This is a genomic window from Mycolicibacterium baixiangningiae (genome assembly GCF_016313185.1).
GTDB classification, from domain to species: Bacteria; Actinomycetota; Actinomycetes; order Mycobacteriales; family Mycobacteriaceae; genus Mycobacterium; species Mycobacterium baixiangningiae.
In genome coordinates this window covers 1,190,508-1,214,592 of sequence record NZ_CP066218.1, presented here as the reverse complement: position 1 = coordinate 1,214,592, position 24,085 = coordinate 1,190,508, and the positions used below count along the sequence as shown (strand labels likewise).

Genomic DNA, 24,085 nt, shown 5'->3' with positions numbered 1-24,085 from the left:
GTGCACATCCAGTGGGACGAGGCGCGCGCGGCCGACGCGTATGCCCGCGGCCTCTGGGTCCACCGCACACTGGCCGACGCCCTGCGCGACGCCGCGCGGGACACGCCGGATCGGGTGGTCCTGGTCGACCGCGACTGCCGGCTCACGTGCGCGGTGCTGCTCGAACACGCCACCGCCCTGGCGCATTCGCTGACCGCGCGGATGCCTGCGCGCAGCGTCGTGTCGTTCATGCTGCCGAACTGGTACGAGGCCGCTGTGGTCTACCTCGGCGCGACGCTGGCCGGCATGGTGGTCAACCCGATCCTGCCGTCGTTGCGCGACCACGAACTGGGATTCCTGCTCGCCGACGCCGACACCCGGATGATCTTCATCCCCGGACAGTTCCGTGGCCACGACTACGCCGCGATGCTGCACCGGGTCACCGCCACACTGGACCGCCCGCCCGAGGTCGTCGTGGTCCGCGGCGCGGCGGCCGGCCACACCCCGTATCCGGCGCTGTTCGACGATCCGCCGGCCGGGACTCTGCGCGCCCCGAATCCGGATGAGGTGCGGATGGTGATGTACACCTCGGGTACCACCGGCCGCCCGAAAGGCGTTCTCCACAGTCATAATTCGATCTACGCGCTGATCGCGCAGATCCGCGACCACTGGCTGGTGGAGCCGGGCGACGCATTCCTGGTGCCGTCGCCCATCGCGCACATCGGAGGGTCGATCTACGCGTTCGAATGCCCACTGCTGCTGGGCACCACCGCCGTGCTGATGGACCGCTGGGACGGCGACCAGGCCGTCGCGCTGATGTCGTCCGAGCACTGTACGCACATGGCGGGCGCCACCCCGTTCCTCGAACAACTGCTGGCGGCCGCCGAACGCGCGGGCACCAGGTTGCCGGGCCTCAAGGTGTTCATCTGCGGCGGCGCCTCCGTGCCACCGTCGTTGATCCGTCGCGCGGCAGGCTATTTCGCACGCGCCGCGGTCAGCCGCGTCTACGGTTCGACGGAGGTGCCGGTGACCACCGTCGGCGCGTGTGAGGATCCCGGACACGCCGCGGAGTCCGACGGCAAGCCCGGTATCGCCGACGTCCGCCTGGTCGACGGTGAGATCCGCGCGCGGGGACCGCAGATGCTCGTGGGCTACCTCCACCCCGAGGACGACGCCGAATCCTTCGACGAGGACGGCTATTTCCGCACCGGCGACCTGGGCCGGTGGGACGGTCACCACCTCGTCGTCACAGGACGTGCGAAGGACCTCATCATCCGCAACGGGGAGAACATCTCGCCGAAGGAGATCGAGGACCTGCTCTGCGCACACCCCGGCATCGCGGAGATCGCGGTGGTCGGGGTGCCGGATGAGCGCACGGGCGAACGGGCGTGCGCGGTGATCGTTCCGACGGAGCGTCCCGGTCCCGACCTGGCCGACCTGGACAGGGCGCTGCAGGCCCGCGGGGTGGCGACGTTCAAGATCCCGGAGCAGGTGGAGATCTGGGATGCATTGCCGCGCAACGATGCCGGCAAAGTGCTCAAGCACCGGATTCGTACGGCGCTGACGACCCAGAAGGTGGAGTGAGATGCAGGTCGCGATTGTCACGGGAGCCAGCAGCGGTATCGGATTCGGCTGCGCCACCACGCTTGCCGAGGCCGGGATGGCGGTGCTGGGCACAGGTCGCGACGAAGAGCGCCTGGCCGAACTGCGTACCGCGATCGGAGATCCCGAGCGGGTCGCGACGCTCGCGGTGGACCTGACCGCCGACGACGCCCCCCAGCGCGTCGTGGCTGCCGCCGTCGAGAGGTGGGGGCATATCGACTTCCTGGTCAACAACGCAGGCGTGGGCAGCCCGAAACCGCTGCACGAGACGGACGACGAATCCCTCGACTACTTCCTGGGATTGATGCTGCGCGCACCGTTCCGCCTGGCCCGCGACGTCATCCCGCACATGGGTCCCGGCTCGGCGATCATCAACGTCACGTCCACGTTCGCCGTCGTCGGCGGCCTGCGCGGCGGCGCATACTCGGCGGCCAAGGGCGGGCTCACCGCGCTCACCACCCACATCGCCTGCCAGTACGGTCCGCAGGGCATCCGCTGCAACGCCGTCGCCCCCGGCGTCACGCTGACGCCGATGGTCGCACACCGCCTGGAGGACGAGCGCTTCCGCAAGATCAACACCGAGATGACCCCGTACCCGCGACTGGGCACGGTGGAGGACCTCGCGGCCACGGTGGCGTTCCTGTGTTCCGACGGCGGCAGTTTCATCAACGGGCAGACCATCGTCGTCGACGGCGGGTGGAGTTCGACCAAGTACCTGTCGGACTTCGCACTGTCCTCGGAGTGGGTGGCGCGCACGTGAATCTGTTTGCCCTGCTCGACCAGGCCGCCGCGCGGTTCGGCGACCGGGGTGCGGTGTATCACGGTGAGCGGCAGGTGTGGACGTGGGCGCAGCTGCGGGAGCGCGCACTGCGCTTGGCCGGCGAGCTCCGCGGTGAGCCGGGGGCGCGGATCGCCGTCGCGTCGGAGAACCGGCCGGAGATCGTGGAGCTGATGTTCGGGATCTGGGCCGCGGAGTGCGTCTACGTTCCGATCAACTACAAGCTGCACCCGCGCGAGATGGCCGACATCGTCGCCGATTCGGGGGCGACGCAGGTGTTCGCATCCCCGATGATCGCCGCACAACTCGACATCGGAATACCCGTCGAGACGATCGGCGCCGAATCGTATGCCCAGCGGTGTCGCGCCGAACCCGTCGCGCCACCGGATACCGATCCGGCCGCCCTGGCGTGGTTGTTCTACACCAGCGGCACCACCGGCCGCTCCAAGGGTGCCATGCTGTCGCACCGCAACCTGATGGCGATGACCGTCTCTCACCTCGCGGATTTCGATGCGCCCGAAGAGAATTGCAGCCTCGTCCACGGGGCGCCCATGTCTCATGGCTCGGGTCTCTACATCCCGCCGTACGTGCTGCGCGGCGCCCGCCAGGTGATTCCCGAGTCGGGTGCGTTCGAGCCCGCGGAGTTCCTCGATCTGTGTGAGCACCATCCGGGCTGCAGCGCGTTTCTCGCGCCGACGATGGTGCAGCGCCTCGTCGCGACCGGCCGCCCCCGTCCGCGCAACCTGCGCACCGTGGTCTACGGCGGCGGGCCGATGTACGTCGACAGCCTCAAGAAGGCGATGGCGGCGTTCGGCCCGATCTTCACCCAGCTCTATGGCCAGGGCGAGGCGCCGATGACGATCACCGGCCTGCGCCGGGCCGACCATCTCGACGCCGACGACGCCGTCCTCGGTTCGGTGGGTTACGCCCGCTCCGGGGTGGCCGTGGCGGTGGTGCGTGAGGACGGCACGGCGGCCACGACAGGTGAGATCGGCGAGATCGTCTGCCGCGGTGACGTCGTGATGTCGGGGTATTGGAACAACCCCGACGCCACCGCGACGACACTGCGCAACGGCTGGCTGCACACCGGTGACATGGGATCGTTCGACGAGCGCGGATACCTCACGCTGCGCGACCGGTCGAAGGACGTGGTGATCAGCGGCGGCAGCAACATCTACCCCCGTGAGGTCGAGGAGGTGCTCATCGAGCACCCGGGCGTGACGGAGGCGTGTGTGGTCGGGGCGCCGGACGAGGAGTGGGGTGAGGTCGTCGTCGCGTTCATCGTCGGGACGGCGGATCCGGCGGCCCTCGACGCGCACCTGCTGGCCCGCATCGCCCGGTTCAAGCGGCCCAAGCGATACGCGTTCGTCGACGAGCTACCGAAGAACAGCTACGGCAAGGTGCTCAAGCGGGCGTTGCGCGCGCAGCTGATGCGTTGACTTCGGCGGTCTCGAAGTCCGCCGGCTGGTCACGCCCGTCGTAGACCGAGTAATACACGCCCAACCCCAACGTGCCCGCCTTCTCAGAGATTGTCGGAGCCGTCGCCGGGTCCACTATGGGAACAGGACCGGGCCAAACCCACTTCGCCGGACACCGCACCCCGTCTTCCTGGTTTTGCGACAGTATCCGCAGTTCGACGCCCGCGCCGCCGTAACTGTCACGCATTGCGTCCGTTGCCGCGTGTCGGTAAAGCCAGTGGACAAAAGAACCTATCTGCTGAGTGGACCCGGTGATCAGCAGGACCGGTGACGGATTGAGTAGAACTGCTCGTAGCGCATTTCGTGAATCGAGCGTCTTCGACCGGTCCTTTCTCCCGCGCGGCCAGTAACTTGAATGTGGATAGCGGAATAGGAAGTTGAGGAGAAGTGGCGGCGACTCCTCCAGCGGAACATCGTGAATCCCGGATCCCAGCACATTCTTCAGTGGGCCCCCGACCATGTCATGAGAGAAGTAGATGTTGGTCCAGACGACCGCCGCAAAAGGTGCGGTCGACAGCATTCGTGAACTCCTCCCCAAGGGAGGGACGAAGGAGTTGACGATGAACCGGCACTCCAGTTCATCTCCGTCTCGCGGTGGCGGTGGATCGCTCGGGTAAAGGCGTGCGCGTTTACGGGCGATCAGGTCGCCTTTTCCCTCCGCCAAGAGCATTTCGGCGTGGGCAAGCGGTGAACCTACGGTGACAAGATCACTCACGATCCACCGTGGCCCGTTCGCTACCGCCGGATCGTCCGAGGGGTACCGAAGGAGAGCCTGCAGTTTGCGTTTCGAGGGAATCCACTGCTCGGGATGCTCCGGCGGGTTTTGAGCGACGATTGTCTCAACATCGTCGATGACCTTTAGTCGCGCTTCACTCGCAGTTGCCGCTTGAGGGCCGGTTCCGGTCCGCAATGGCAATGGGATGGCACGTGTCGCCGTTGTCCAGTACGTCCGTAGCGCGTCATAGGCGATCACGCTCCCGAGGCTGTGGCCGACGACAACGACACGGTCGTAGGAATGCAAGCCAGTGTAGGGATCTCGTTGTTGGTGTAAGCGGTCGAGCAGCGTGACGAGTCCGGCACGGATCTTCTCGCGGTCTTCCACGTTGTCCGGGCTGTTTGACAAGTACCGGGCCGCATCCCCTACGCCTCTCAAAGCCGCACCGCTGGCCACCACGGTGGCAATGCTCAAGATCAGCGGCACTGCGGCAGTGAGGAGAGCACTTGTCGGAGCGAACGTCTCCCAAAGTGCCGCGACAAGGCTGATGACTGCCCCTAGCAAGACGCTGATTGACGAAATGGCCAACACTACCGAGACGTGTCCGACCCAACGGGTTTGATCTCGGCTGGCCCTCGAGAAGCGCCTACACAGAATGCCGGCGAAGACCGCCACCGCTGCGCTGATCAATGCGATCAGCCAACGCCATTCCTGGACGAAAGCAGCCCAGTTCATGGTCGCGGCCGCGGCGACGAATGCGGACGCCACAACCAGTGCGAGGACGGTCCATGCGATGTGCACCAAGCCGAGGAAATTTATCGCGATCCCTAGCGACGGCAACAAGATCAGGGCAATCGCGACGAGTCCCGCCGCCACGATAAGACTGACGTGGTCGCTTTGCGCAAGCAGTGGCGATGACGCGACGGAAGCTCGGAGCCCCGGCCTGAACAGAACTATGAGATCGGCGATCGTCAACAACCCGAGAACCGCGACGAGGACCCACACGAGCCTACGAATCTTGCCCTCGATGCCACGCAGTGGAGACGTACACTCATGGCCGTTCTCCCAATATGGGCTGATGTTCTGCCGGTTGGTGCCCAACAACTCTGACAGCCATTGCGTTACGTGACGCCATGTTGTGTCCCGGAAGCGATACGCCCAGTAGTATTCGTAGAAGTCGACGATTCGATTCATCGGCTGTGGGCTTGAACCGGCAGGAGGAGTCGACGCTCGGCCCGTCCCTCCTACTAGCTTCTCCGCATTGACAGTGACCCGGCGGAGGTACGTCATTTCCGACATGGTGTCGGGATTCACCACTGGCGTAGGATCGCCCTTTTGAGAGAGCAACCCTGCTTTACCGTCTCCACTACCGGCAAAATCAAGTAGCGTATCCAGTGGCCGCTGTTCCCCTATGCCGTGAACGATCACGACAGCACTGCGCTGCAGCATTTTCTTAACACTCTCAGGCCCGAATTCCACAGGCTCACTTTGGCAGGTCGCACGCGAGGTCGGACAGTTATTTCTGACGCCGAAGGCCGCTCCTTACGATTGCAAGTAATTCTTCAAGGCCGAGTGCGCCGGCATAGACACTTACTCGCCCAACGGAATAAACGCGGAACGCGAATTTCGAGGAATGCAACGCGTGCCAACACGCTTAGCCCGGTGAGTAACCTGGGCCGTGGAAGCGCCCAACTCGCTCGCGGTCGACGATGTTCCTCCACGATCCGGCCGCCGGTGTCAAACGGTACGTGTTGATCTCGTCGATGGGAGCGAACGTCGAGGCGCCCGACGATGCCGGCGACCCGGTGTTCGTGACCTACCTGCGGGCCAAGGGCGCCGACGACGACGCCGTGCGGTCCCGTCACGCGCTCCACACGACCATTGTGCGGCCGGGCATGCTCGCCGACGATCCGGGCACCGGCCGGGTGCACATCGCGGACTCCACCGGATACGGCGCCGTCCCCCGCGAGGACGTCGCGGCGGTGCTGCTCGCGGTGCTCGACAGACCAGGCACCGGCGGCCGCACGTTCGAGTTGATCGGCGGTGACACCCCGGTCGGCGACGCCGTCGCGCCGTGGTCGGCTGACTCACCACATCACGCCGCGGATCAACGCAGCCTGCGGGATGTCCTCGACCGAGATCAAGCCGGCGGGCGCGCGGCAGACCCAGTCGATGGCATTGACCACGCGGGCGGCAGTCGAGATGCATCCGGCGTCGGTCGCGTCCAGAACCGGGTGCGACACATGCGTGTTGAGCTCGATGCGCGGCTCGCCTTCCACCACCACTTTGTGGATGCCCACGCCGCCCCCCGGCGGGAAGGCCCAGTCCGGTGCCGAGGCGGAGGTCAACCGGTTGATGTGTTCCACGGTGATGACCGGGACGCCGGCTCGCACCCCTTCGACTGCGAACCGCACCGCGGCGAGCTGTCCGGGTTCGACGGTCGTCATCTTGCATTCGATGCGCTCAGCGGTGTACCACGGCTCGTACCGTTGACGCACCTCGTCGAGTTCGACCGCGAGGTGGCGGGCGAGATTGCGCACCAGCCCACCGAACAGTGACGTTATGACCCCGGGCTGGAAGGCCATCGCCAGCTCGTCGTCCGGGCTGCTGCCGAAACCCATTGCCGAGCCCGTGTATTCGTAGTCGTCGTAGTTCCCGTAATCGAAGATCTCCTGGACGGTGATCGATCTCGCGCGGGTGACCAGACTCAGCGCGGCGTGCACCGCGGTGTCTCCCGAGAACCCGGGGTCGATGCCGTTGACATAGAGCGAGGCGTCGCCGGCGGCACACGCCAGCTCCAGTGGCCCGCGCAGCCAGTCGTCTGCTTGATGCGGAGTCACCAGCCACACCATCGATGTCCCGACGACGTTGACACCGGCGGCCAGGAAGCTCGACATCTGCTCGATCGCCTCCACGGGCCGCGTCTCACCGAGCGCGGTGTAGACCACGCAATCCGGCTTCAGCGCGATCAACGCGCCGATGTCATCGGTCGCGACGATGCCGGTCGGCTCACTCAGCCCGCACAGCTCCGCGGCGTCCCGGCCAATCTTGCTCTCGCCGGCCGCGTGCACACCGACCAACTCCAGATCCGGCCGGCCGATGATCGCGGCCAGCGAATGCCGACCGACGTTGCCGGTGGAGAACTGAACCACTCTTCGCATCCTGGTACCCGTTGCGATCAGTAATCGGGTATCGGCAGGGGCGAGTTGTTGGCGTCGATGCCGCCGTCGACGTGGAAGGTCGCGTTGGTCGCGTAACAATCGCGCGTACTGAGGTACACGCAGAGCCTCCCGAGGTCCGCGACGTCGCCGAGTCGGTGCAGGGGCGTGGCCTCCTCCATCTTTTCCCGCGACCCGGGCATCATGTCCAGGCTGCCCTGCAGCCCCTTGGTGGCGAACGAGCCGAGAGCGATGGCGTTGACGCGGATCTTGGGCGCCAGTTCTTGTGCCATGGCCCGCGTCAACGCCTCGAGACCACCCTTGGCCACGCAATACGCCGCCAGAGCGCGGATGCCGAAACGCGCTGAGCCGGAAGAGATGTTGACGATGTTGCCGTGGCCGGCCCCGATCATGTGCGGTGCGCACAGCTGGCTCATGATGAACGCCGACGTCACGCACCAGTCGAAGGTGTGCTTGAAATCCTCATCGGTGATGTCGAGGAACCGCGCATAGGTGGAGCCGCCGACGTTGTTGACCAGGATGTCGATGCGGCCGAACCGCTCCATGGTGGCCGCCACCACGCGCTCCCCGTCGGGGCGGCTCATCGCATCCGCGACGAGCGCCAGCCCCCTGCCGCCCGCGTTCTCGATGTCCGTGATGGTCCCGACGATGTCGGCCTCGGTCCGGGCAGTGCCGACGACCGTGGCGCCGGCCTCGGCCAGCACCTTGGCGATCCCTTCGCCGACCCCCTTCCCGGCACCGGTGACGATTGCGACCTGTCCGGTCAGGTTGAACTGCTCCAGTGCCATGGCCATCCTTTCGACGATGCACTTCCGCGAGCCATCTAACGGGTTACGTTGACTTGAGTCAATGATCCGAGAGGGATGAAAACCCGTCGCGATACCGCCGAGGCGGCCCGGGCGATAGTGTGATGCGACCGCACGCCGCGCGGGGCGGGGGTCAGGGGCGACACGAAAGAACGAACCATGTCAACGGTGGACAGGCCTTCGGCCCGGGAGGCCAAGCGCCTGCAGACTCGGGAGCGCCTCCTCGGCGCAGCCATCGCCGAGTTCAAACGCTCGGGTATGGCCGAGGCCGACGTCGGCGCGATCGTCGCCGCGGCGGGGGTGGCCCACGGCACCTTCTTCTTTCACTTCCCCACCAAGGAACACGTCCTCCTCGAACTCGAACGGCGCGAAGAAGCGCGAATCGCCACGCAGCTGAATCGTTTCCTCACGCAGCGCCGCGAGCTCACCGAGACGTTGAGAGAATCGGTCCGCCTGATACTCGGTCTGGAGCGCCGCCTGGGCGCTCTGCTATTCAAAGACTTCCTCGCCCTTCACTTCTCGCCGACCCGCCCGCCGGCCGAGGAAGGCCGGGACCACCCGGTCATCGTGCGGGTGGCCGAGGAGATCGGTCAGGCGCGGGAGCGCGATGAGCTCGACCCGGATCTGGACCCCATGAACTGTGCGGTCTTCTTCCTGCTCGGCCTGTACGCGTTGCTGACCACCACCCACGGGTGGCCTGGTCAGAACGCCATGCTCGACGATTACCTGACGCGAACCGTGCGGGGTATGCAGCCACTCTGATCATTGACTGGAGTCAATCGATCCGCTACACATGCAGGCAATCCATCTCGAGGAGGATGCTTGCGAATCCCTACGCTCGGCCTGCGCCGAAACGGTGATCGTTCGAGTGCCATCGGGGTTGCCTTGGACCGGCACGACGAGGAATCCCGACTGGCGCAACGGCGAGCCGACACGTGGCTGATCTGCGGCTCCATCCTGATGGGCACCGCTGTGCTGGGGGTCATCGGTCTGCCGATGTTCCTGCGCGGCGTCTGGCTGCTGCGTCAGGCCCACCGCGACGGCCTGTCCGTACGGCCGATGATCGTCACCCTGATCGGCTATCTGGTGATCATCGACGCCGCCATCAACTCCTTCGCCTGGGCGCTCGACATGGTCGCCAGCCACACCTTGCTCGCGCGGGTGCTGCTCAACGGGTGGGGCGCGATGTTCGACGCCGGATACTTCTGGCACTACAACGAACTCTGGGTCGGCGGCGCGGGAGGACTCGGGGAGAAGGCCTACGTCATCGGGCTGATCTTCACGGTCTTCGCCATGCGTATCGCGGCGGCCATCGGCTTCCTGCAGATGAAGCGGTGGGGACACCAGTGGATGATCATCACCTGCTGGTTCGGCGTGATCATCTGGACCTGCTACGTCCTGAACATGACCATGTTCGCCGACGTCCGCTACGCGGGCGTGGTGTTGCCCGTCATCGGATGGTGGCTCTACGACATCTTCTACATCACCCCGTTTCTCGCGATCCCCTACCTGCACACGGTCAATCGCGAGGTCTTCTCCGACTAGGGCTCAGAACGACACCCCCGAGTCGACCGGCAAGCCGGTGGCCCTGACGAACCGGGACTCGTCGCAGCGGGAGTGCAAAAGACCCGGGGGCCCGTGCGTTGCGCAGGCCCGGCCATCCGTGCATTTCCCTCTTCGGCTCCGGCGGCTGTCAATGACTTGATTCACTGACTTGTATCAGTCTGACCACGGTGTTGACTCCCGGACCTGGTTTCGGACAGCACGTTTCGGTACGCCCGACGCGCATCAAACATCGCGGAGGACGACATATCATTGACTTTGGTCAGTGACTGCGTTACAAAGGGCGCACCATGAGGCCACAGGTCAAGCTGTCCGCGCGTGAGGCGCGTCGGCAGCAGACGAGGGAACGCATCCTGGGTGCCGCCCTAGCCGAGTTCCAGCGAGCCGGGATGACGGAAGCGGAGGTGGGCGCGATCGTGGCCGCGGCCGGAGTCGCCCACGGCACCTTCTACTTTCACTTCCCGTCCAAGGAGTATGTGCTGCTCGAGGTCGAGCGCCGTGAGGAAGCGCGGATCGCCGCGGAGTTCGCCCGTTTCCTGCAGGGTCGCCCCCACCTGGCCGCTGCCCTGACCGAGATCGTGCATCTGGTCATGAGACTGGAGCAGCGACTGGGCCGGCCCCTGTTCCGGGAACTCCTCGCCCTCCACTTCTCTGCCACCCGCCCCCCGCAGCCGGACGAATGGACCGGCGGTGCGCGGCCTGGAGGTCCGATGACACCCCTGTTCTACCTCTACGGAAGGAGATCTGATCATGGCCTATCTCTGGGAGCTTCTCCGCTACGTCGGCGCCTGGGGCGGCGCTGCGGCGATCATCTGGTTCTGGTACTGGATGTTCTCGAACATCGGCACGTTCTGACAGCGGTCGTCACGCCGAGTGCGCCACGCGTCCGGGGACAGCACCGTGGCTGACGTCGACGGCCATGCCATGGCCACCGAGCGCAGCTGCGCCTTGACGGCCGTCGCCCTCAGCGAGTTCCGCCGTGAGGGTGCGCGTCTGGTCACCGGCGATCAGCGCAGCTTCAGCCTGAGCACATCATTGCGCCACGTCTACGTTCCCTACCCGGCGGCAGTGACCGGCTGGACCCGGCGGACGCTCACCTGCGGCGTCGCCCTGCAATGTGCGCCGTCGAAGGATCGCCTGATCGGTTATCGGCTCCACGAGCTCACCGCCAGAGAACTCGATGCTCTGACGATCACCGAAGCGGGTGTCGCCTATGGTTGGATCGCATCGCGGTGGCCCGGTCTGGTCCCCGAGATGCGCAGGACCCTCCCGGAACTCGACATCCTCGCCGGCGAGATGGATGCCCCGCAGATGCTTGAACGGGCGATCGACTCGGCCCGGACCGGCGCACCGTCGGAGCCACATCCGCTGCTCGGCCGGCTGCCCGTCGCCCACACCGCACCCAGGAGCTTGACCGACAAGTTGCGCCGCAACCTCGGCCGGTTGCCGTGGACCAGCCGGCTGAAGCAGACGCCGCAGGCGCACTCCGTGCCCGTAGGGGGCGACGGTGGGGTGCGCAACCCGAACCTGCCGCCACCGAGTCGCCCCGAGGACAGCGACTTCGAACTCACCCCCGAGCACCGGCCGGGAATCCCCTATCCCGAATGGAATTCGTGGACCAAGAGCTTCCTGGCCGATCACGTCGCGGTGCTCGAGCAGCCCCGGGTCAAACGCGGTGAACCGACCATGCCGATCTCGGAAGACCTTCGGAAGTGGTTCGAGGAGAACACCCACCGGGCGATGACGAACCGCCTGGAGGACGGCTCCGATATCGACGTCGACCAGTACGTCCGCCACTACGTCGATCTCGCCACCGGTGAGGCGACCGAACCCCGGGTGTTCCGTGAACTGCTGCCCAGCAGCCGCGACGTCGCGACCGCACTGCTCCTGGACGGCAGCTCGTCACTGGGTGTGCACGGCGGCCGGATTCTCCGGTTGGAGCTGGCCTGTGCCGACGCCCTGTCGCGGGCGATGACGAGTGCCCGCGAACGCCACGGCATCTTCGTGTTCACCGGCAACACCCGCCACCGCGTGGAAGTGCACTGCCTCAAGGATTTCGACGACCGCCGATTCGCGGCGCCGAGCGGGATGGGACTCGTCGCCGGCGGCTACACCAGGCTCGGGGCGCCGCTGCGCCATCTGACCAGTCGGCTGCTCGCGCAGCCCGCCGAACGGCGGCTGCTCATCGTGATCGGCGACGGCCTCATCTCCGACGAGGGCTACGAGGGCCGATACGCGTGGGCCGACACCGCGCATGCGGTCGAGGAGGCCGCGGACGCCGGAGTGTCGATCTACTACGTCGGCGTCGGCCCCACGCGCGTCGACCCGCTGCCCGAAGTCTTCGGACCCCGCCGCTCCCAACGCATCCGCCGCGTCGAGGAGTTGCCCCGGGTCCTGGCCCATGTCCACCGTGAGCTGGTGTCCGCATGACCATCGACGAACACAGGAAAGCGATGACGAGCCCCATCTACCAATCGACCGGCAACGAGGCCAAACTCTTCGAACAGGCCTACCGCCAACGGATTCCCGTCATGCTGACGGGGCCGACCGGATGTGGCAAGACCCGATTCGTCGAGCACATGGGTGGACTTCTGCAACGGCCCGTCGTCACGATCAGCTGCCACGACGACCTGACGAGCTCCGATCTCGTCGGCCGGTTCATGGTGACCGGCGGCGACGTCGTCTGGACGGACGGTCCGCTCACCCGGGCCGTCAAGAACGGTGCCATCTGCTACCTCGACGAGGTGGTCGAGGCCCGCCACGACTCACTGGCCATCCTGCATTCGCTGACCGACCACCGCCGTGCCCTGTTTCTGGACCGGGCCGGTGAGGTCGTCGAAGCACCGGACGACTTCATGCTCGTGTGTTCGTACAATCCCGCCTACCGAAGCTCACTCAAGGAGCTGAAGCCCTCGTTCCGGCAGCGATTCGTCACCCTGCCGATGAATTACCTGCCCCCCGACCGGGAGGCAGAGGTGATCGTGGCCGAGACGGGTGTCGAACCGTCGACCGCCCAGCGGCTTGTGCAGTGCGCGAGGGCCATTCGCACCGCGGACGAGGCCTTCCACTTCGAGCCGCCCTCCACCCGCGTCCTGGTGACGGCGGCGGCCCTGGTCGCCGCGGGAGCGTCCGAACTGGAGGCTGCCGAAGCGTGCATCCTCGCACCCCTGTCCACCGACGGGGCCATCACCGACGGCCTCCGCGAAGTCGCGGCGGCGAGTCTGCTCGACACCGGCACCTCCGGGAAGCCCGCCACCAACTCACGCACCTACTAGGAAGGAGTCACTCGATGGTCGACCAACGAGAGAGAAAGCGTAAGAGGGCGCTGATCATCTTTCAGATCGTCATGTACGGCTATCTGCTGACGATGTTCCTGATCCAGCTGTACATGTCCTTCACACGAGGGTGGTGGGAGTTGTGAACCTTCCCCTGATCAACCGCCGGTCAGGCAACCGCTCGCCGGCGGCCGCAGTTGCGGGCGGGGGCTCCGTCGGCTTCGACGAACATCACGACGAATCCCGCCAGGCGCAGCGGCGCGCCGACAAGTGGATGATCGTCGGCGCCGGCCTGATGGGCATGTGGGCACCGGGAATCATCGGTCTGCCCATCTTCCTGCGCGGGGTGCTGCTGCAACGGCAGGCGCTGAATTCCGGTCTGTCCGTTCGCCCCATGATCGTCACCCTGATCGGCTACCTGGTCCTCATCGACGGGATGCTGAACACCCTCGGCTGGGCACTGGACATGGTCGCCAACCACACGCTGATCAACCGGGTGCTCATGGTCGGCTGGGGCGCGATGTTCGACGGCGGCTACTTCTGGCACTACAACGAACTGTGGGTCGGCGGGGCCGCCGGACCCGGCGAGAAGGCCTACGTCATCGGCTTCATCTTCACCGTCTTCGCGATGCGCGTCGCCGCGGCGATCGGCTTCCTGCAGATGAAGCGGTGGGGACACCAGTGGATGATCATCACCTGCTGGATGGGTGTGGTCATCTGGACCGTTTACGTGCTCAACATGACGATGTTCGCCGACGTGCGCTACGCCGGCGTCGTGTTCCCTGTCATCGGTTGGTGGCTCTACGACATCTTCTACATCACCCCGTTCCTCGCGATTCCGTACCTCCATACGGTGAACCGCGAAATCTTCTCCGACTGAACAACTCTGGCAGGAGCGCTACTGTGACCACTACACCGGCCACGCAGGACGAGAAGGACTCCGCGGAGAACCTTCCCCCCGGCACCACACCGTATTACGCACGCATGCACCGCTACATCAAGCGAGCGGTGCTGGTATGCCTGATCGCCCTGGTGATCGAGGGCGCCTTCACGTTGCCGTTCATGGCGGTCTACTACGGCTATCCGACCTTGAGCCTCACCGAGATCTGCAGCGAGTTGCTGAAAGTCCGGTACTCCGATGACACGCTCGAGTGCAAGTACCCGTACCCGCCGCTGGGACCCCCGGAGGGTGCCGAGGCCAAGGACACCGCACAGGACCAGTGGGGCATTCAGCCGATCCCCAAGTACAACAGGATCGGGTTCCGCGAACTGGTCCGACTCCACGAAGAGCGCGAGGCCCGGCAGACCCAGCAGGGTGCAAGCGCACCGTGACGAAGACGCGGAACAGGTGACCTTCCGAATCGTGCAGTGGACCACCGGCAACGTGGGAAAGAAGTCGGTGCAGGCCATCGTGGACAACGCCCAGCTCGAGCTCGTCGGCTGCTACGCCTGGTCGGCGGAGAAGGTGGGCCACGACGTCGGTGAACTGTGTGGCATCGGGCCACTGGGGGTGCGGGCCACCGATGACGTCGACGCGCTGGTGGCTCTCGAACCGGACTGCGTGGTCTACAACCCCATGTTCGCCGATGCCGACGAGCTGATCCGCATCCTTCGTGCAGGCATCAATGTCGTGGCCACCGCCGAATTCATCACCGGCCACCAGATGGGTGCGGATCGGGACCGCATCGTCGAGGCGTGCGAACTCGGCGGGTCGACCATCTTCGGCAGCGGCATCAATCCCGGCTTCATCCAGCTGTTGGCCATCGTCACCGCGGGCATCTCCGACCGCGTCGACCGCGTATCGGTGGTCGAGTCCTTCGACACGACCATCTACAACTCGCCGGCCACCGAGATCCCCATGGGGTTCGGCTATCCGGCCGATCAGCCCGACCTGCCCGCGATCACCGAGAAGGGGTCGGCGATCTTCCGCGAAGCGGTGCTCCTGGTCGCCGACGCCCTTGGCGTCGAACTCGACGACATCCGATGCGAGGTCGACTATGCCAGCACCACCGAGGATCTCGCACTTCCCGGCGACTGGTCCATCGCGGCCGGGTGCGTCGCGGGCATCGATGTCCGCTGGAAGGGCTTCGTCGGCACACGCGACGTCGTCGAGGTCCGCGGCATCTGGACCAAGGGTCAGACGCTGGAACCGGCCTGGCCGATGGACTTCGGCTACACCATCCGGGTCGAGGGCCGTCCGACGATCAAGACCACGTTGAGCTTCGAGCCGCCAACCGATTTCGTCGCCGAGACACTCGACGACTTCGTCATGCTCGGTCTGACCATCACGGCTATGCCCGCCATCACCGCGATACCCGCGGTGGTCGCCGCGGCACCGGGCATCGCCACCTACAACGACCTGCCCCTCCTGCTGCCCCGTGGAGTGCTCAGTCATGCCTGAGCAGAAGCACCGCATCATCCAGTGGATGACCGGACGCGTGGGCCGGATCGGAATTCGCCACTTCCTCGACAATCCTGCGTTCGAGCTCGTCGGCGTCCTGGTGCACAGCCCCGACAAGGTCGGCAGGGACGCCGGTGAGATCGCCGGCATAGCACCCACAGGTGTGGTCGCCACCGACGACATCGACGACATCCTGTCCCTGGACGCCGATTGCGTGTTCTACACCCCGTGGCTGTTCGCCGATGTCGAGATGATCTGCCGAATCCTGCGCACCGGCAAGAACGTCGTGACCACTGCGGGATACTTCCACCCCGATGCGGACAACCGTGCCGACGGCGCCAAGATCGAAACCGCCTGCCGCGAAGGCGGATCCAGCTTCCACGGCGGCGGGATCCACCCCGGCTACGCCGGGGATGTACTGCCGCTGACGTTGGCCCGGGTGATGAACAGGATCGACACGATCCACGTCTACGAAATCGTCAACGTGCTCACCGACGCCCCGCTGGAAGACCACCTCGACCTGTTCGGGTTCGGCAGGGACAAGGACGACTTCCTCGGCAACCCGACCATGCTCGGTCTCGGGTTGCCCTTCTTCGCCCACCTCGACATCGGCCTCGTCCGACCGATCGGGCTGGTGCGATGACCAGCGCCGAGTCCGAATCCGCCCGGTTGCATCACGTCGTGTTCGCAGTGGCACCCGATAGGCACGCCGCGGTGGCGCAGATGTTCACCGAACTCGGGTTCACACTCCAGGATCTGCAACTGACCGAACTGGGCCTGCATGTACACCTGGATTGGGACCGGGGCATCGAGTTGATCAGTCCCCTATCGGGTTCGGGGGCGGCGGTCGCCAATTCGGTCGAGAAATTCCTCGAAACCGGTGACGGCGTCTACACGGTGGTGATCCGGGTCCCCGGAGCGTCGGCCGCGGAGTCGGTGGCCGAGCGCTACGGCGCGACGCGGCGCTTCCGGCAGCACTTCGAGGGTGACGGCACCTACCTGGAAGAGATCGACCTGGCGGTGTTCGGGCTGCCGCTGACCTTCCTGGCGACCAACGTGCCGTGATGGCCGAGCACCTTGAGGAGGCGCCATGACTGTCGACACGGCGATGCCCAGCGTATTCGACGCGGGACTGCCGACGCTGACCTACGACGTCACCGAGACACCGCGGGAGGTGCTCCCCCGGATCCGGGAGGCGCAGCGGCTGGCCCCACTCGCGCTCGGACCGCTCGGCCCCGAGATACTCTCCTACGAGCTCGCCCGGACAATCCTGCGGGACAACCGGTTCGTCATCCCGCCTGGGATCCATCTCACTGCTCAGGGCGTGACGTCGGGTCCGCTGTGGGATCGCGTCGTCGGGAGCATCATGTGCGCCGAGGGCGCCCGGCACCATCGGCTGCGAAGCCTGGTCTCGAAGGCCTTCACCCCGCGGGCCACCGCGCGTCTGCACGAGACCATCGTCGAGGTGATCAACGAACTGGCCGACGCCGTCGCCGATGCGGGCCGCTGCGACGTCGTCACCGACATCGCACGGCACTATCCGATTCCGGTCATCTGCGCTCTCCTCGGGGCGCCCCGTGAGGACTGGGAGAAGTTCTCGCAGTGGGCGGAAGAGATCTTCAAGATGGTGAGCTTCGACGTCAACCTCGTCGACGAGGTTCCTGCCGTCATGCGCGCGTGGGGCGAACTCGACGCCTACGTCGACGAGATGATCGCGGATCGACGGCGCGCTCTGAGGGATGATCTTCTCTCTGACCTCATCCGCGCGGAAGACGACGGCGACCGGCTGGGCGCCGACGAATTGCGGATGACGGTGGCCAGTCTGCTGGTGGCGGGGACGGACACCACCCGCAACCAGCTGTCCGCGTCCATGCAGGTGCTGTGCGACCACCCCGGGCAGTGGGCGCTACTTCGCGACGATCCCGACCTGGCCATGCGGGCGGTCGAGGAGAGCATGCGCCATTCACCGTCGGTGTGCAGCACGCTGCGCACGGTGATCGAGGACGTCGGCGTCGGTGGATATCTCTTTCCCGCAGGCACGTTCGTCTTCGTGAACACCTTCGCAGCCAACTGCGACCCCACCGTGTACCCCGACCCCGACCGCTTCGACATCACCCGCCAGGCACCCCCGGCCATCCTGACCTTCGGTGGCGGCGTCCACTACTGTCTGGGTGCCAACCTCGCCCGGCTCGAGCTGGCCGAAGCGCTCGGCACCCTCGCCCACCGGATGCCCAGCATCCGCCGTGCCGGGCCCGCGCCGTGGAAACCGATGCTGGGCATGAGTGGGCCGAGGAGTCTGCCCATCGAATTCCGCCCCGCCCCGCAGGTGCCGTCGACCATCGGCACACACGCGGATCGCTAGCATTTTCACCATGACCGTGTTCGACTCACCGATTCCCCGCTTTCACCTCGCGATGCCCGTCGACGATCTGGCCGCCGCCCGCCGGTTCTACGGTGAGGTGCTGGGCCTCCCCCAGGGCCGCAGCGCCGAGACCTGGGTGGACTGGAACCTGCACGGGCACCAGGTCGTCACGCACCTCGCACCCGAACGCCCGCGTGCGGTGCACAACCCGGTCGACGGGCACGACGTCCCGGTACCCCACTTCGGCGTGATCCTGACCGTCGCCGACTTCCACCGGCTCGCCGACCGGTTGCGCGCCGCCGACGTCGAGTTCGTCATCGAACCGTACGTGCGGTTCGAAGGTGAGGTCGGTGAGCAGTGGACGATGTTTCTGCTCGACCCTGCGGGAAACGCCTTGGAGTTCAAAGCGTTCGCGGATGACTCGCAGGTCTTCGCGGCCTAGGAGGGATACCCTGTTGGTGTCACTGGAACTGGAGTCAGTGCGCCGGTCGGCGGACGAATTCGGCAGGCTCGTGTTTCGGCGACGGGTCCACTAGGAGGGAGTTCGGATGCGTGTGGTGGTCGCCGGTGGACACGGCAAGATCGCGCTGATTCTGGAACGGCTGCTGACGCGACGCGGCGACACGGTGGCCGGCTTGATCCGCAACCCCGGCCACGCCGGCGATCTCGAAGCCGCCGGAGCGGAAGCCATCGTGCTGGACCTGGAGAATTCCTCGGTGGAGGCCGTCGCCGGACACCTGCAGGGCGCCGACGCGGTGGTGTTCGCCGCGGGTGCGGGCCCGGGCAGCGGCGCGGCCCGCAAGGAGACCGTCGACCGCGATGCCGCGATCCTGCTGGCCGACGCGGCCCAGGCGGCGGGCGTCCCGCGGTACCTGATGGTCTCCTCGATGGGGGCCGACGCCGACGCCGCCGACGGCGACGATCCGGTCTTCACGACGTACCTGCGCGCCAAAGGTGCGGCCGACGACGACGTACGCGGGCGGCCCGGGCTTCAGGCGACGATCGTGCGGCCCGGCATGCTGACCGACGACGCCGGGACCGGGCTGGTGACGATCGCCGAGTCGACCGGCCGGGGCAGCATCCCACGCGCGGATGTCGCCGCGGTTCTGGTGGCGGTGCTGGACACACCCGAAACCGGTGGGCAGACCTTCGAACTGATCGGAGGCGACACCCCGGTCGACGAAGCGGTCGCGGCGCTGTCGCGAGGCAGGTGAACCTCAGGCCGGCGCGAAGACGGCCTTGAACCGGTCCAGCGATTCGCGGATGTCGCTCTTGAGCGCGCCGGCGACCACCATGCCGATCGGTCCGAACAGGGCAGCCCCACCCAGGTGGATGTCGAACGTGACGGTCGAGCCCTCACCGGCGGGTTTGACCTTGCCCATCAGCTTGACCTTCACCCCGCCCTTACCGTCGCCATTGAGGGTCATCGCCTGCGGCGGCTTGTAGTGGACGATGGTCCAGTGCACCCGGTTGGGCATGCCCATCACTTCGACGATCGAGTCGATCTCGGCGCCCTTGTCCAGGGTTTCGGGCAGCTTCGAGCGCCACACCTTGTGGATGGACAGCCACTCCCTGTACCGCGACAGGTCGGAGGCGCACTCCCACGCCTTCTCCGGCGGTAGTGGGACGTCGACGGAGACTGAGAGCTTCGCCATGGGTCAGGGATGCAGTGGCGGGTTCTGCGGGTTGACCGGGGGCTGGCCGGGCGGCGGCGGGTTGTTCTTGGTGACGTAGTCCCGTGCGGCATTCTGCGCCTTGTTGACGTGCGGCGCGTATTTGCCCTTCGTCTTCTGGTCGAAGAGGTCGCCGGCCTTCTGGATTGCCGTGCCGGCCTTGTCGGGGTTCTTCGACACCCAGTGCTTCACCTTGTCGAGGAATGCCATGCGCCCAGCCTACCGTTCGCGCCACAACAGGCGCCGCTCCCCGAGCAACCTTCCCTGCACCCACCAGAGCACTTCGATGGCTGCCGCACCGACGAGACCGACGCCGAGCGCCATGGAGGTGGTCGTCACGTTCGTCGGGTCGAGGATGAACAGATGCTGAGCCCATGGGATCGAGAAGATCACCACGTAGGCCAGCGCGGATAACGCCACCAACGCCACCCGCCACCACTCGTAGGGCCGGGCCACCACGGCCAGCACCCAGATCGCCGTCACCAGCAACGTGATGAGCGCCGCGGTGGAGGCCTGCGTCTGCTCGGTCTCACTGGCGGCGCGGCCCTGATAGGCGAGCAGGTAGGACACGAACGTCGCCGTTCCCACCACGACACCCGACGGCAGCGCCGCCGTCATCACCCGCCGCACGAACCCGGTGTGGGCCCGCTCGTTGTTCGGCGCCAACGACAGCACGAACGCCGGGATACCGATGGTGAACCAGGCCGCGATCGTGACGTGGATGGGCTGGAACGGAAACAGCAGCGGATCGGTGCCGAACACCGCCGACGCCAGCCCGGCCATCCCGACCAGTACCGCGAGCAGCACCGAGTAGACGGTCTTGGTGAGGAAGAGGTTCGAGACGCGTTCGATGTTGCCGATCACCCGGCGGCCCTCGCCGACCACGTACGGCAGCGTGGCGAACTTGTTGTCCAGCAACACGATCTGGGCGACCGCGCGGGTGGCCGGGCTGCCCGCGCCCATCGCGACGCCGATGTCGGCGTCCTTGAGCGCGAGGACGTCGTTGACGCCGTCACCGGTCATGGCCACGGTGTGCCCGCGGGACTGCAGGGCGTGCACCATCGCCCGCTTCTGGTCCGGGCGGACCCGGCCGAACGTGGTGTGCGATTCGACCGTCTCGGCGAGATCGCCCGCGTTCTCGGGCAGTCGGCGGGCGTCCATGCATTCGCCGCGCAAGCCGAGCGAGCCGGCCACCGCACCCACCGACACTGCGTTGTCACCGGAGATGACCTTGACCGAAACCTGTTGGGACGCGAAGTAATCGAGGGTGTCGCGGGCGTCGGGCCGGACCCGTTGTTCGAGCACCACCAGCGCGACGGGTGTCACGGCGCCCGGTGCGGCCGGATCGTCCACTGGCACGTCGCTGGAACCCACCAACAGGACGCGCAGCCCGTGCGAGCCGATCTCCTCGGCCTGTTGGGCGACCGGTGACCCCCTGTCGAGCAGCACGTCGGGCGCACCGATCACCCAGTTGCCGTGCTCGCCGTAGGACACCCCGCTCCACTTGGTGGCCGATTTGAACGGGGCGGACGCGGTGGCGGTCCACCCGGGTGCGTCCGGGTAGGCCTCCGCGATCGCCTGCATGCTGGTGTTGGGCCGGGTGTCGTCGGCGGCCATCGAGGCCAGCACGTCCTCCACTGATGCCGCCCCCCGGTCGCTTCGCTCCTGCCCCCGGGGACCATCAGGAGTCAGCACTTCCAGACTCGACAACCGCATCCCGTTCTCGGTCAGAGTGCCGGTCTTGTCCGCGCACACCACGTCGACGCGGGCCAGCCCCTCGATGGCGGGCAGTTCGTTCACCAGGCACTGGCGCCGGCCCAGCCGGACGACGCCGACCGCGAACGCGATCGACGTCATCAGCACCAGACCCTCGGGCACCATCGGCACCAGCGCCCCCACCATGGCCAGCACCGCGCGGCGCCAGCCGGTGTCGGTGGTGAACAGCTGGGTGTAGATGGTGAGCAGGCCCGCGGGCACCAACAGGTAGGTGATGAACCGGAGGATCTTGTTGATGCCGCTGCGGAGTTCGGATTTCACCAGCGTGAACTTGCTGGCCTCCTCGGCGAGTTTGGCGGCGTACGCCTCGCGGCCCACCTTGGTGGCCCGGTACGCGCCGGATCCGGAGACCACGAAACTGCCCGACATCACCGCGTCGCCGGCGTCTTTGGCGATCGCGTCCGCCTCTCCGGTGAGCAGGGACTCGTCGACCTCCAGATTGCTGTCCTCGACCACCTCGCCGTCGACGACGATCTGGTCCCCGGGTCCCAACTCGATGATGTCGTCGAGCACCACCTCGCTCGGTGTGCGCGCCTGGGTACCGGACCGTCTGCGCACCAAGGGTTTCGCCTGCCCGACGATCGCCAGCTTGTCCAGGGTCCGCTTGGCCCGCAGTTCCTGGATGATGCCGATACCGCTGTTGGCGACGATCAGCAGACCGAAGGCGCCGTTGATGACCGAACCGGTGGACAGCACGATGATCAGCAGTACGCCGAGGATGGCGTTGATGCGGGTGAAGACGTTGGCGCGGACGATTTCGGAGGTGGTGCGCGCGGCGCGCGTCGGGACGTCGTTCGACCTACCCTCCGCGACGCGCTGGGCGACCTCGTCGTCGCTCAGCCCGGCGGTGGTGACAGCCGGACCCGCCGTCATCGCGCCCTTCGGCTCTTCGCGCAGGCGCTCATCGCGTGAAGGTCCCGTTGTGTTCCTCGTCGAAGTACTCCAGCGTCAGGCGGTTCCCATCGAAGGTGGCCTTGGAAACCGAACCCGGAGAGGAGTTCTCCGTGACGAAGCTGAACGTGAAGACGTTGCCGTCCCAGTGCTTCAACGGCCAGACGTCACCGTGCGGCCCGACCTGCAGCCCCAGCGAGCCACCCGCCTCGGTGACGGTGGCCGGACCCCAGAAGTCGTTGTTGTAGACCCCCGCCAGTGACGCGGGCGGTGCGGACGGGGCGGGGTTGGCCGGGGGCTGCTTGCCGACCAGCGATCCGACGGGCTTGTCCATCGCGACGAACGCGTCGTGGTAGAGGCCGTACCAGTCCTCCCGCACCTCGCCGAACTGCACGAGATCGGCGAACTGGGCGGTCAGCGTCTCGGGGATGCCCGCAGGGGTGGCGTTCGTCAGCGCGACGATCGCCACGTCCGCGGACGGAAGGACCACGAAGTTCGTCGCCGCGCCGAGTTCGAACGCCCCCGAATGGCTGAGCTCGACGCGGGCCGCCGACGAGGTGCCGACATTGAAGCCGAACCCGTAGAAGCCGGTTCGCATCGCCGGTTCGCTCGCCGGACTCGATGTGCTCTGCGGGGTGAGCGCGGGCAGCAGCGCCTCGGGGTCGATGATCTGCTCACCGTTGGCGCTGCCGTCGGCCAACACCATGGTCAGCCACTTCGCCACGTCGTTGACCGACGAACTCACCCCGCCCGCGGGGCCTTCCTCGTCGGCATCGCGGACGTAGAGCGGTTCGTAGCGGTCGTCGACGTGGATGTGGCCGACCGCACGGTCGGGCCGCTTCTCGTAGTCGGCGAAACGCGAACTGGTCGACGTCATCCCCAGCGGCCGGTAGAGCACTTCCTCGCTGAGCGTCTCCCACGGCTTGCCCGCACTGGTGGCGACCGCCTCCGCGGCGGCGGTGAGGCCGAAGTTGGTGTAGGCGTAGGAATCCCGGAACGGCGCCAGCGGGAGCTGGCGCAACCGCTCGAGGATGGCCCTGCGGTCGTATCCGAGCTCCTCGAGGAGATCGCCGGCGTGGTCGGGCAGCCCCGAACGGTGGGAGTACAGATCGCCGACGGTGACCATCTGTGTCACCGCGGGGTCCGAGAGCGCGAACCACGGCAGTTTCGACACGATGGGGGTGTCCCAGCCGACCGCGCCCTGGCCGACCTGGTGGGCGACGACGGTTGCGCCCAGCGGTTTGGACACCGACGCGAGCTGGAACACCGTGTCGGGGCCCACCTTCGCACCGGTCCTCACATCGGTGACACCGAATCCCTTGGCGTACACCGTTTTCCCGCCATGGACGACCGCGACCGCCATACCGGGGATGCCCGACTTGGCCAACAGGTCCTCGGCCATTCCGTCGAGCTTTTCGACGGCCTTGTCGACGGCGCCGTCGGGCAGTGGCATCGCGGGCACCAGCGGCGGCGGGACATCGGATTGGGGTTTCGCCGGGGCGGACTGCGGCGCCTCACTCGGCGCGGAGTCACACCCTGCGACCAGGGTGAGGGTCGCGGCGAGGGCGACGAACGGCAAGAGTCGGCGGGTCACAGCCTGCACGCTA

General features: G+C 66.6%; 23 protein-coding genes and 2 pseudogenes. 18 read left to right on the top strand and 7 right to left on the bottom strand.

The features are described from left to right. From I7X18_RS05700 to I7X18_RS05690, 3 genes are read left to right on the top strand one after another with little or no spacing between them, the layout of a single operon-like run. Nucleotides 1–1,563 (top strand): AMP-binding protein, encoded by a 1,563-nt coding sequence (locus I7X18_RS05700; protein WP_404822718.1) that lies wholly within the window; start codon nucleotides 1–3, stop codon nucleotides 1,561–1,563. A gap of 1 nt (nucleotide 1,564) precedes the next feature. Then, complete coding sequence (locus I7X18_RS05695; RefSeq protein WP_193044153.1) at nucleotides 1,565–2,341, top strand: SDR family NAD(P)-dependent oxidoreductase; 777 nt, start codon at nucleotides 1,565–1,567, stop codon at nucleotides 2,339–2,341. Next, nucleotides 2,338–3,798 (top strand): acyl-CoA synthetase, encoded by a 1,461-nt coding sequence (locus I7X18_RS05690; RefSeq protein WP_193044154.1) that lies wholly within the window; start codon nucleotides 2,338–2,340, stop codon nucleotides 3,796–3,798. The genes I7X18_RS05695 and I7X18_RS05690 overlap by 4 nt, the downstream gene beginning before the upstream one ends. On the opposite strand, the gene I7X18_RS05685 is transcribed toward I7X18_RS05690, so the two are convergent. Further along, the gene (locus I7X18_RS05685; protein ID WP_193044155.1) at nucleotides 3,764–6,001 is read right to left on the bottom strand and encodes a hypothetical protein; all 2,238 of its coding nucleotides are present in this window, start codon (nucleotides 5,999–6,001) and stop codon (nucleotides 3,764–3,766) included. The two genes, I7X18_RS05690 and I7X18_RS05685, sit on opposite strands and share 35 nt — an antisense overlap. A gap of 278 nt (nucleotides 6,002–6,279) precedes the next feature. On the opposite strand from I7X18_RS05685, the pseudogene I7X18_RS05680 reads away from it, so the two are divergent. After that, nucleotides 6,280–6,624 (top strand): annotated as a pseudogene (locus I7X18_RS05680) (NAD(P)-binding oxidoreductase); the annotation flags it as partial. Nucleotides 6,625–6,639: 15 nt separating this feature from the next. Here I7X18_RS05680 and I7X18_RS05675 read toward each other — a convergent pair. Further along, a complete protein-coding gene (locus tag I7X18_RS05675) occupies nucleotides 6,640–7,713 on the bottom strand; it encodes an NAD(P)H-dependent amine dehydrogenase family protein (protein ID WP_193044156.1) in 1,074 nt (357 codons plus the stop codon). A gap of 17 nt (nucleotides 7,714–7,730) precedes the next feature. Further along, nucleotides 7,731–8,519 (bottom strand): SDR family NAD(P)-dependent oxidoreductase, encoded by a 789-nt coding sequence (locus tag I7X18_RS05670; protein WP_193044963.1) that lies wholly within the window; start codon nucleotides 8,517–8,519, stop codon nucleotides 7,731–7,733. Between the two features lie 177 nt (nucleotides 8,520–8,696). Here I7X18_RS05670 and I7X18_RS05665 point away from each other — a divergent pair, with 177 nt between their 5' ends. From I7X18_RS05665 to I7X18_RS05605, 14 genes and pseudogenes are all read left to right on the top strand, one after another. Then, nucleotides 8,697–9,299, top strand: coding sequence for a TetR/AcrR family transcriptional regulator (locus I7X18_RS05665; RefSeq protein WP_193044157.1), 603 nt, complete (start codon nucleotides 8,697–8,699; stop codon nucleotides 9,297–9,299). Nucleotides 9,300–9,365: 66 nt separating this feature from the next. Further along, a complete protein-coding gene (locus I7X18_RS05660) occupies nucleotides 9,366–10,082 on the top strand; it encodes a hypothetical protein (RefSeq protein ID WP_404822753.1) in 717 nt (238 codons plus the stop codon). A 308-nt stretch (nucleotides 10,083–10,390) separates the two neighbouring features. After that, nucleotides 10,391–10,786, top strand: a pseudogene (locus I7X18_RS05655) (TetR family transcriptional regulator); the annotation flags it as partial. Nucleotides 10,787–11,024: 238 nt separating this feature from the next. Continuing rightward, nucleotides 11,025–12,530, top strand: coding sequence for a nitric oxide reductase activation protein NorD (locus I7X18_RS05650; RefSeq protein WP_193044965.1), 1,506 nt, complete (start codon nucleotides 11,025–11,027; stop codon nucleotides 12,528–12,530). Nucleotides 12,531–12,553: 23 nt separating this feature from the next. Then, complete coding sequence (locus tag I7X18_RS05645; RefSeq protein WP_193044964.1) at nucleotides 12,554–13,375, top strand: CbbQ/NirQ/NorQ/GpvN family protein; 822 nt, start codon at nucleotides 12,554–12,556, stop codon at nucleotides 13,373–13,375. Nucleotides 13,376–13,389: 14 nt separating this feature from the next. Continuing rightward, on the top strand, nucleotides 13,390–13,521 hold the full coding sequence (locus I7X18_RS29810; protein ID WP_264295965.1) for a hypothetical protein: 132 nt from the start codon (nucleotides 13,390–13,392) through the stop codon (nucleotides 13,519–13,521). Beyond that, nucleotides 13,518–14,255, top strand: a complete 738-nt coding sequence (locus tag I7X18_RS05640) for a hypothetical protein (protein ID WP_193044159.1) — start codon at nucleotides 13,518–13,520, stop codon at nucleotides 14,253–14,255. The genes I7X18_RS29810 and I7X18_RS05640 overlap by 4 nt, the downstream gene beginning before the upstream one ends. A gap of 23 nt (nucleotides 14,256–14,278) precedes the next feature. After that, nucleotides 14,279–14,707, top strand: a complete 429-nt coding sequence (locus I7X18_RS05635) for a hypothetical protein (protein WP_193044160.1) — start codon at nucleotides 14,279–14,281, stop codon at nucleotides 14,705–14,707. A gap of 16 nt (nucleotides 14,708–14,723) precedes the next feature. Further along, nucleotides 14,724–15,776, top strand: a complete 1,053-nt coding sequence (locus I7X18_RS05630) for an NAD(P)H-dependent amine dehydrogenase family protein (protein ID WP_193044161.1) — start codon at nucleotides 14,724–14,726, stop codon at nucleotides 15,774–15,776. After that, nucleotides 15,769–16,419, top strand: a complete 651-nt coding sequence (locus tag I7X18_RS05625; RefSeq protein WP_193044162.1) for a hypothetical protein — start codon at nucleotides 15,769–15,771, stop codon at nucleotides 16,417–16,419. Before I7X18_RS05630 ends, I7X18_RS05625 begins: the two co-directional genes overlap by 8 nt. Then, nucleotides 16,416–16,841, top strand: coding sequence for a VOC family protein (locus I7X18_RS05620; protein ID WP_193044163.1), 426 nt, complete (start codon nucleotides 16,416–16,418; stop codon nucleotides 16,839–16,841). The genes I7X18_RS05625 and I7X18_RS05620 overlap by 4 nt, the downstream gene beginning before the upstream one ends. 25 nt (nucleotides 16,842–16,866) lie before the next feature. Next, on the top strand, nucleotides 16,867–18,138 hold the full coding sequence (locus I7X18_RS05615; RefSeq protein ID WP_193044164.1) for a cytochrome P450: 1,272 nt from the start codon (nucleotides 16,867–16,869) through the stop codon (nucleotides 18,136–18,138). A gap of 10 nt (nucleotides 18,139–18,148) precedes the next feature. Continuing rightward, the gene (locus I7X18_RS05610; protein ID WP_193044165.1) at nucleotides 18,149–18,580 is read left to right on the top strand and encodes a VOC family protein; all 432 of its coding nucleotides are present in this window, start codon (nucleotides 18,149–18,151) and stop codon (nucleotides 18,578–18,580) included. 106 nt (nucleotides 18,581–18,686) lie between these two features. After that, on the top strand, nucleotides 18,687–19,352 hold the full coding sequence (locus I7X18_RS05605) for an NAD(P)H-binding protein (RefSeq protein ID WP_193044166.1): 666 nt from the start codon (nucleotides 18,687–18,689) through the stop codon (nucleotides 19,350–19,352). A gap of 3 nt (nucleotides 19,353–19,355) precedes the next feature. Here I7X18_RS05605 and I7X18_RS05600 read toward each other — a convergent pair whose 3' ends face one another. Genes I7X18_RS05600 through I7X18_RS05585 form a run of 4 tightly spaced genes read right to left on the bottom strand, consistent with a single transcriptional unit; the run spans nucleotide 19,356 to nucleotide 24,081 of the window. Continuing rightward, complete coding sequence (locus tag I7X18_RS05600) at nucleotides 19,356–19,793, bottom strand: type II toxin-antitoxin system Rv0910 family toxin (protein WP_193044167.1); 438 nt, start codon at nucleotides 19,791–19,793, stop codon at nucleotides 19,356–19,358. 3 nt (nucleotides 19,794–19,796) lie between these two features. Then, nucleotides 19,797–20,021 carry an antitoxin gene (locus tag I7X18_RS05595; RefSeq protein ID WP_193044168.1) on the bottom strand — a complete coding sequence of 75 codons (225 nt, stop codon included), beginning with the start codon at nucleotides 20,019–20,021 and terminating at the stop codon, nucleotides 19,797–19,799. Between the two features lie 9 nt (nucleotides 20,022–20,030). Continuing rightward, entirely contained in the window at nucleotides 20,031–22,460 is a 2,430-nt protein-coding gene (locus I7X18_RS05590; protein WP_193044169.1) for a cation-translocating P-type ATPase, read from the bottom strand. A 28-nt stretch (nucleotides 22,461–22,488) separates the two neighbouring features. Next, a complete protein-coding gene (locus I7X18_RS05585) occupies nucleotides 22,489–24,081 on the bottom strand; it encodes a serine hydrolase (RefSeq protein ID WP_193044170.1) in 1,593 nt (530 codons plus the stop codon). Between the last annotated feature and the right edge of the window lie 4 nt (nucleotides 24,082–24,085).

Bases quoted from the DNA above. Each gene is read 5' to 3' on its own strand.
- I7X18_RS05590 (WP_193044169.1), bottom strand. From the start codon at position 22,460: ATGACGGCGGGTCCGGCTGTCACCACCGCCGGGCTGAGCGACGACGAG.
- I7X18_RS05650 (WP_193044965.1), top strand. From the start codon at position 11,025: ATGGCCACCGAGCGCAGCTGCGCCTTGACGGCCGTCGCCCTCAGCGAG.
- I7X18_RS05605 (WP_193044166.1), top strand. From the start codon at position 18,687: ATGCGTGTGGTGGTCGCCGGTGGACACGGCAAGATCGCGCTGATTCTG.
- I7X18_RS05625 (WP_193044162.1), top strand. From the start codon at position 15,769: ATGCCTGAGCAGAAGCACCGCATCATCCAGTGGATGACCGGACGCGTG.
- I7X18_RS05610 (WP_193044165.1), top strand. From the start codon at position 18,149: ATGACCGTGTTCGACTCACCGATTCCCCGCTTTCACCTCGCGATGCCC.
- I7X18_RS29810 (WP_264295965.1), top strand. From the start codon at position 13,390: ATGGTCGACCAACGAGAGAGAAAGCGTAAGAGGGCGCTGATCATCTTT.
- I7X18_RS05695 (WP_193044153.1), top strand. From the start codon at position 1,565: ATGCAGGTCGCGATTGTCACGGGAGCCAGCAGCGGTATCGGATTCGGC.
- I7X18_RS05665 (WP_193044157.1), top strand. From the start codon at position 8,697: ATGTCAACGGTGGACAGGCCTTCGGCCCGGGAGGCCAAGCGCCTGCAG.
- I7X18_RS05670 (WP_193044963.1), bottom strand. From the start codon at position 8,519: ATGGCACTGGAGCAGTTCAACCTGACCGGACAGGTCGCAATCGTCACC.
- I7X18_RS05645 (WP_193044964.1), top strand. From the start codon at position 12,554: ATGACGAGCCCCATCTACCAATCGACCGGCAACGAGGCCAAACTCTTC.
- I7X18_RS05620 (WP_193044163.1), top strand. From the start codon at position 16,416: ATGACCAGCGCCGAGTCCGAATCCGCCCGGTTGCATCACGTCGTGTTC.
- I7X18_RS05615 (WP_193044164.1), top strand. From the start codon at position 16,867: ATGACTGTCGACACGGCGATGCCCAGCGTATTCGACGCGGGACTGCCG.
- I7X18_RS05685 (WP_193044155.1), bottom strand. From the start codon at position 6,001: ATGCTGCAGCGCAGTGCTGTCGTGATCGTTCACGGCATAGGGGAACAG.
- I7X18_RS05595 (WP_193044168.1), bottom strand. From the start codon at position 20,021: ATGGCATTCCTCGACAAGGTGAAGCACTGGGTGTCGAAGAACCCCGAC.
- I7X18_RS05600 (WP_193044167.1), bottom strand. From the start codon at position 19,793: ATGGCGAAGCTCTCAGTCTCCGTCGACGTCCCACTACCGCCGGAGAAG.
- I7X18_RS05675 (WP_193044156.1), bottom strand. From the start codon at position 7,713: ATGCGAAGAGTGGTTCAGTTCTCCACCGGCAACGTCGGTCGGCATTCG.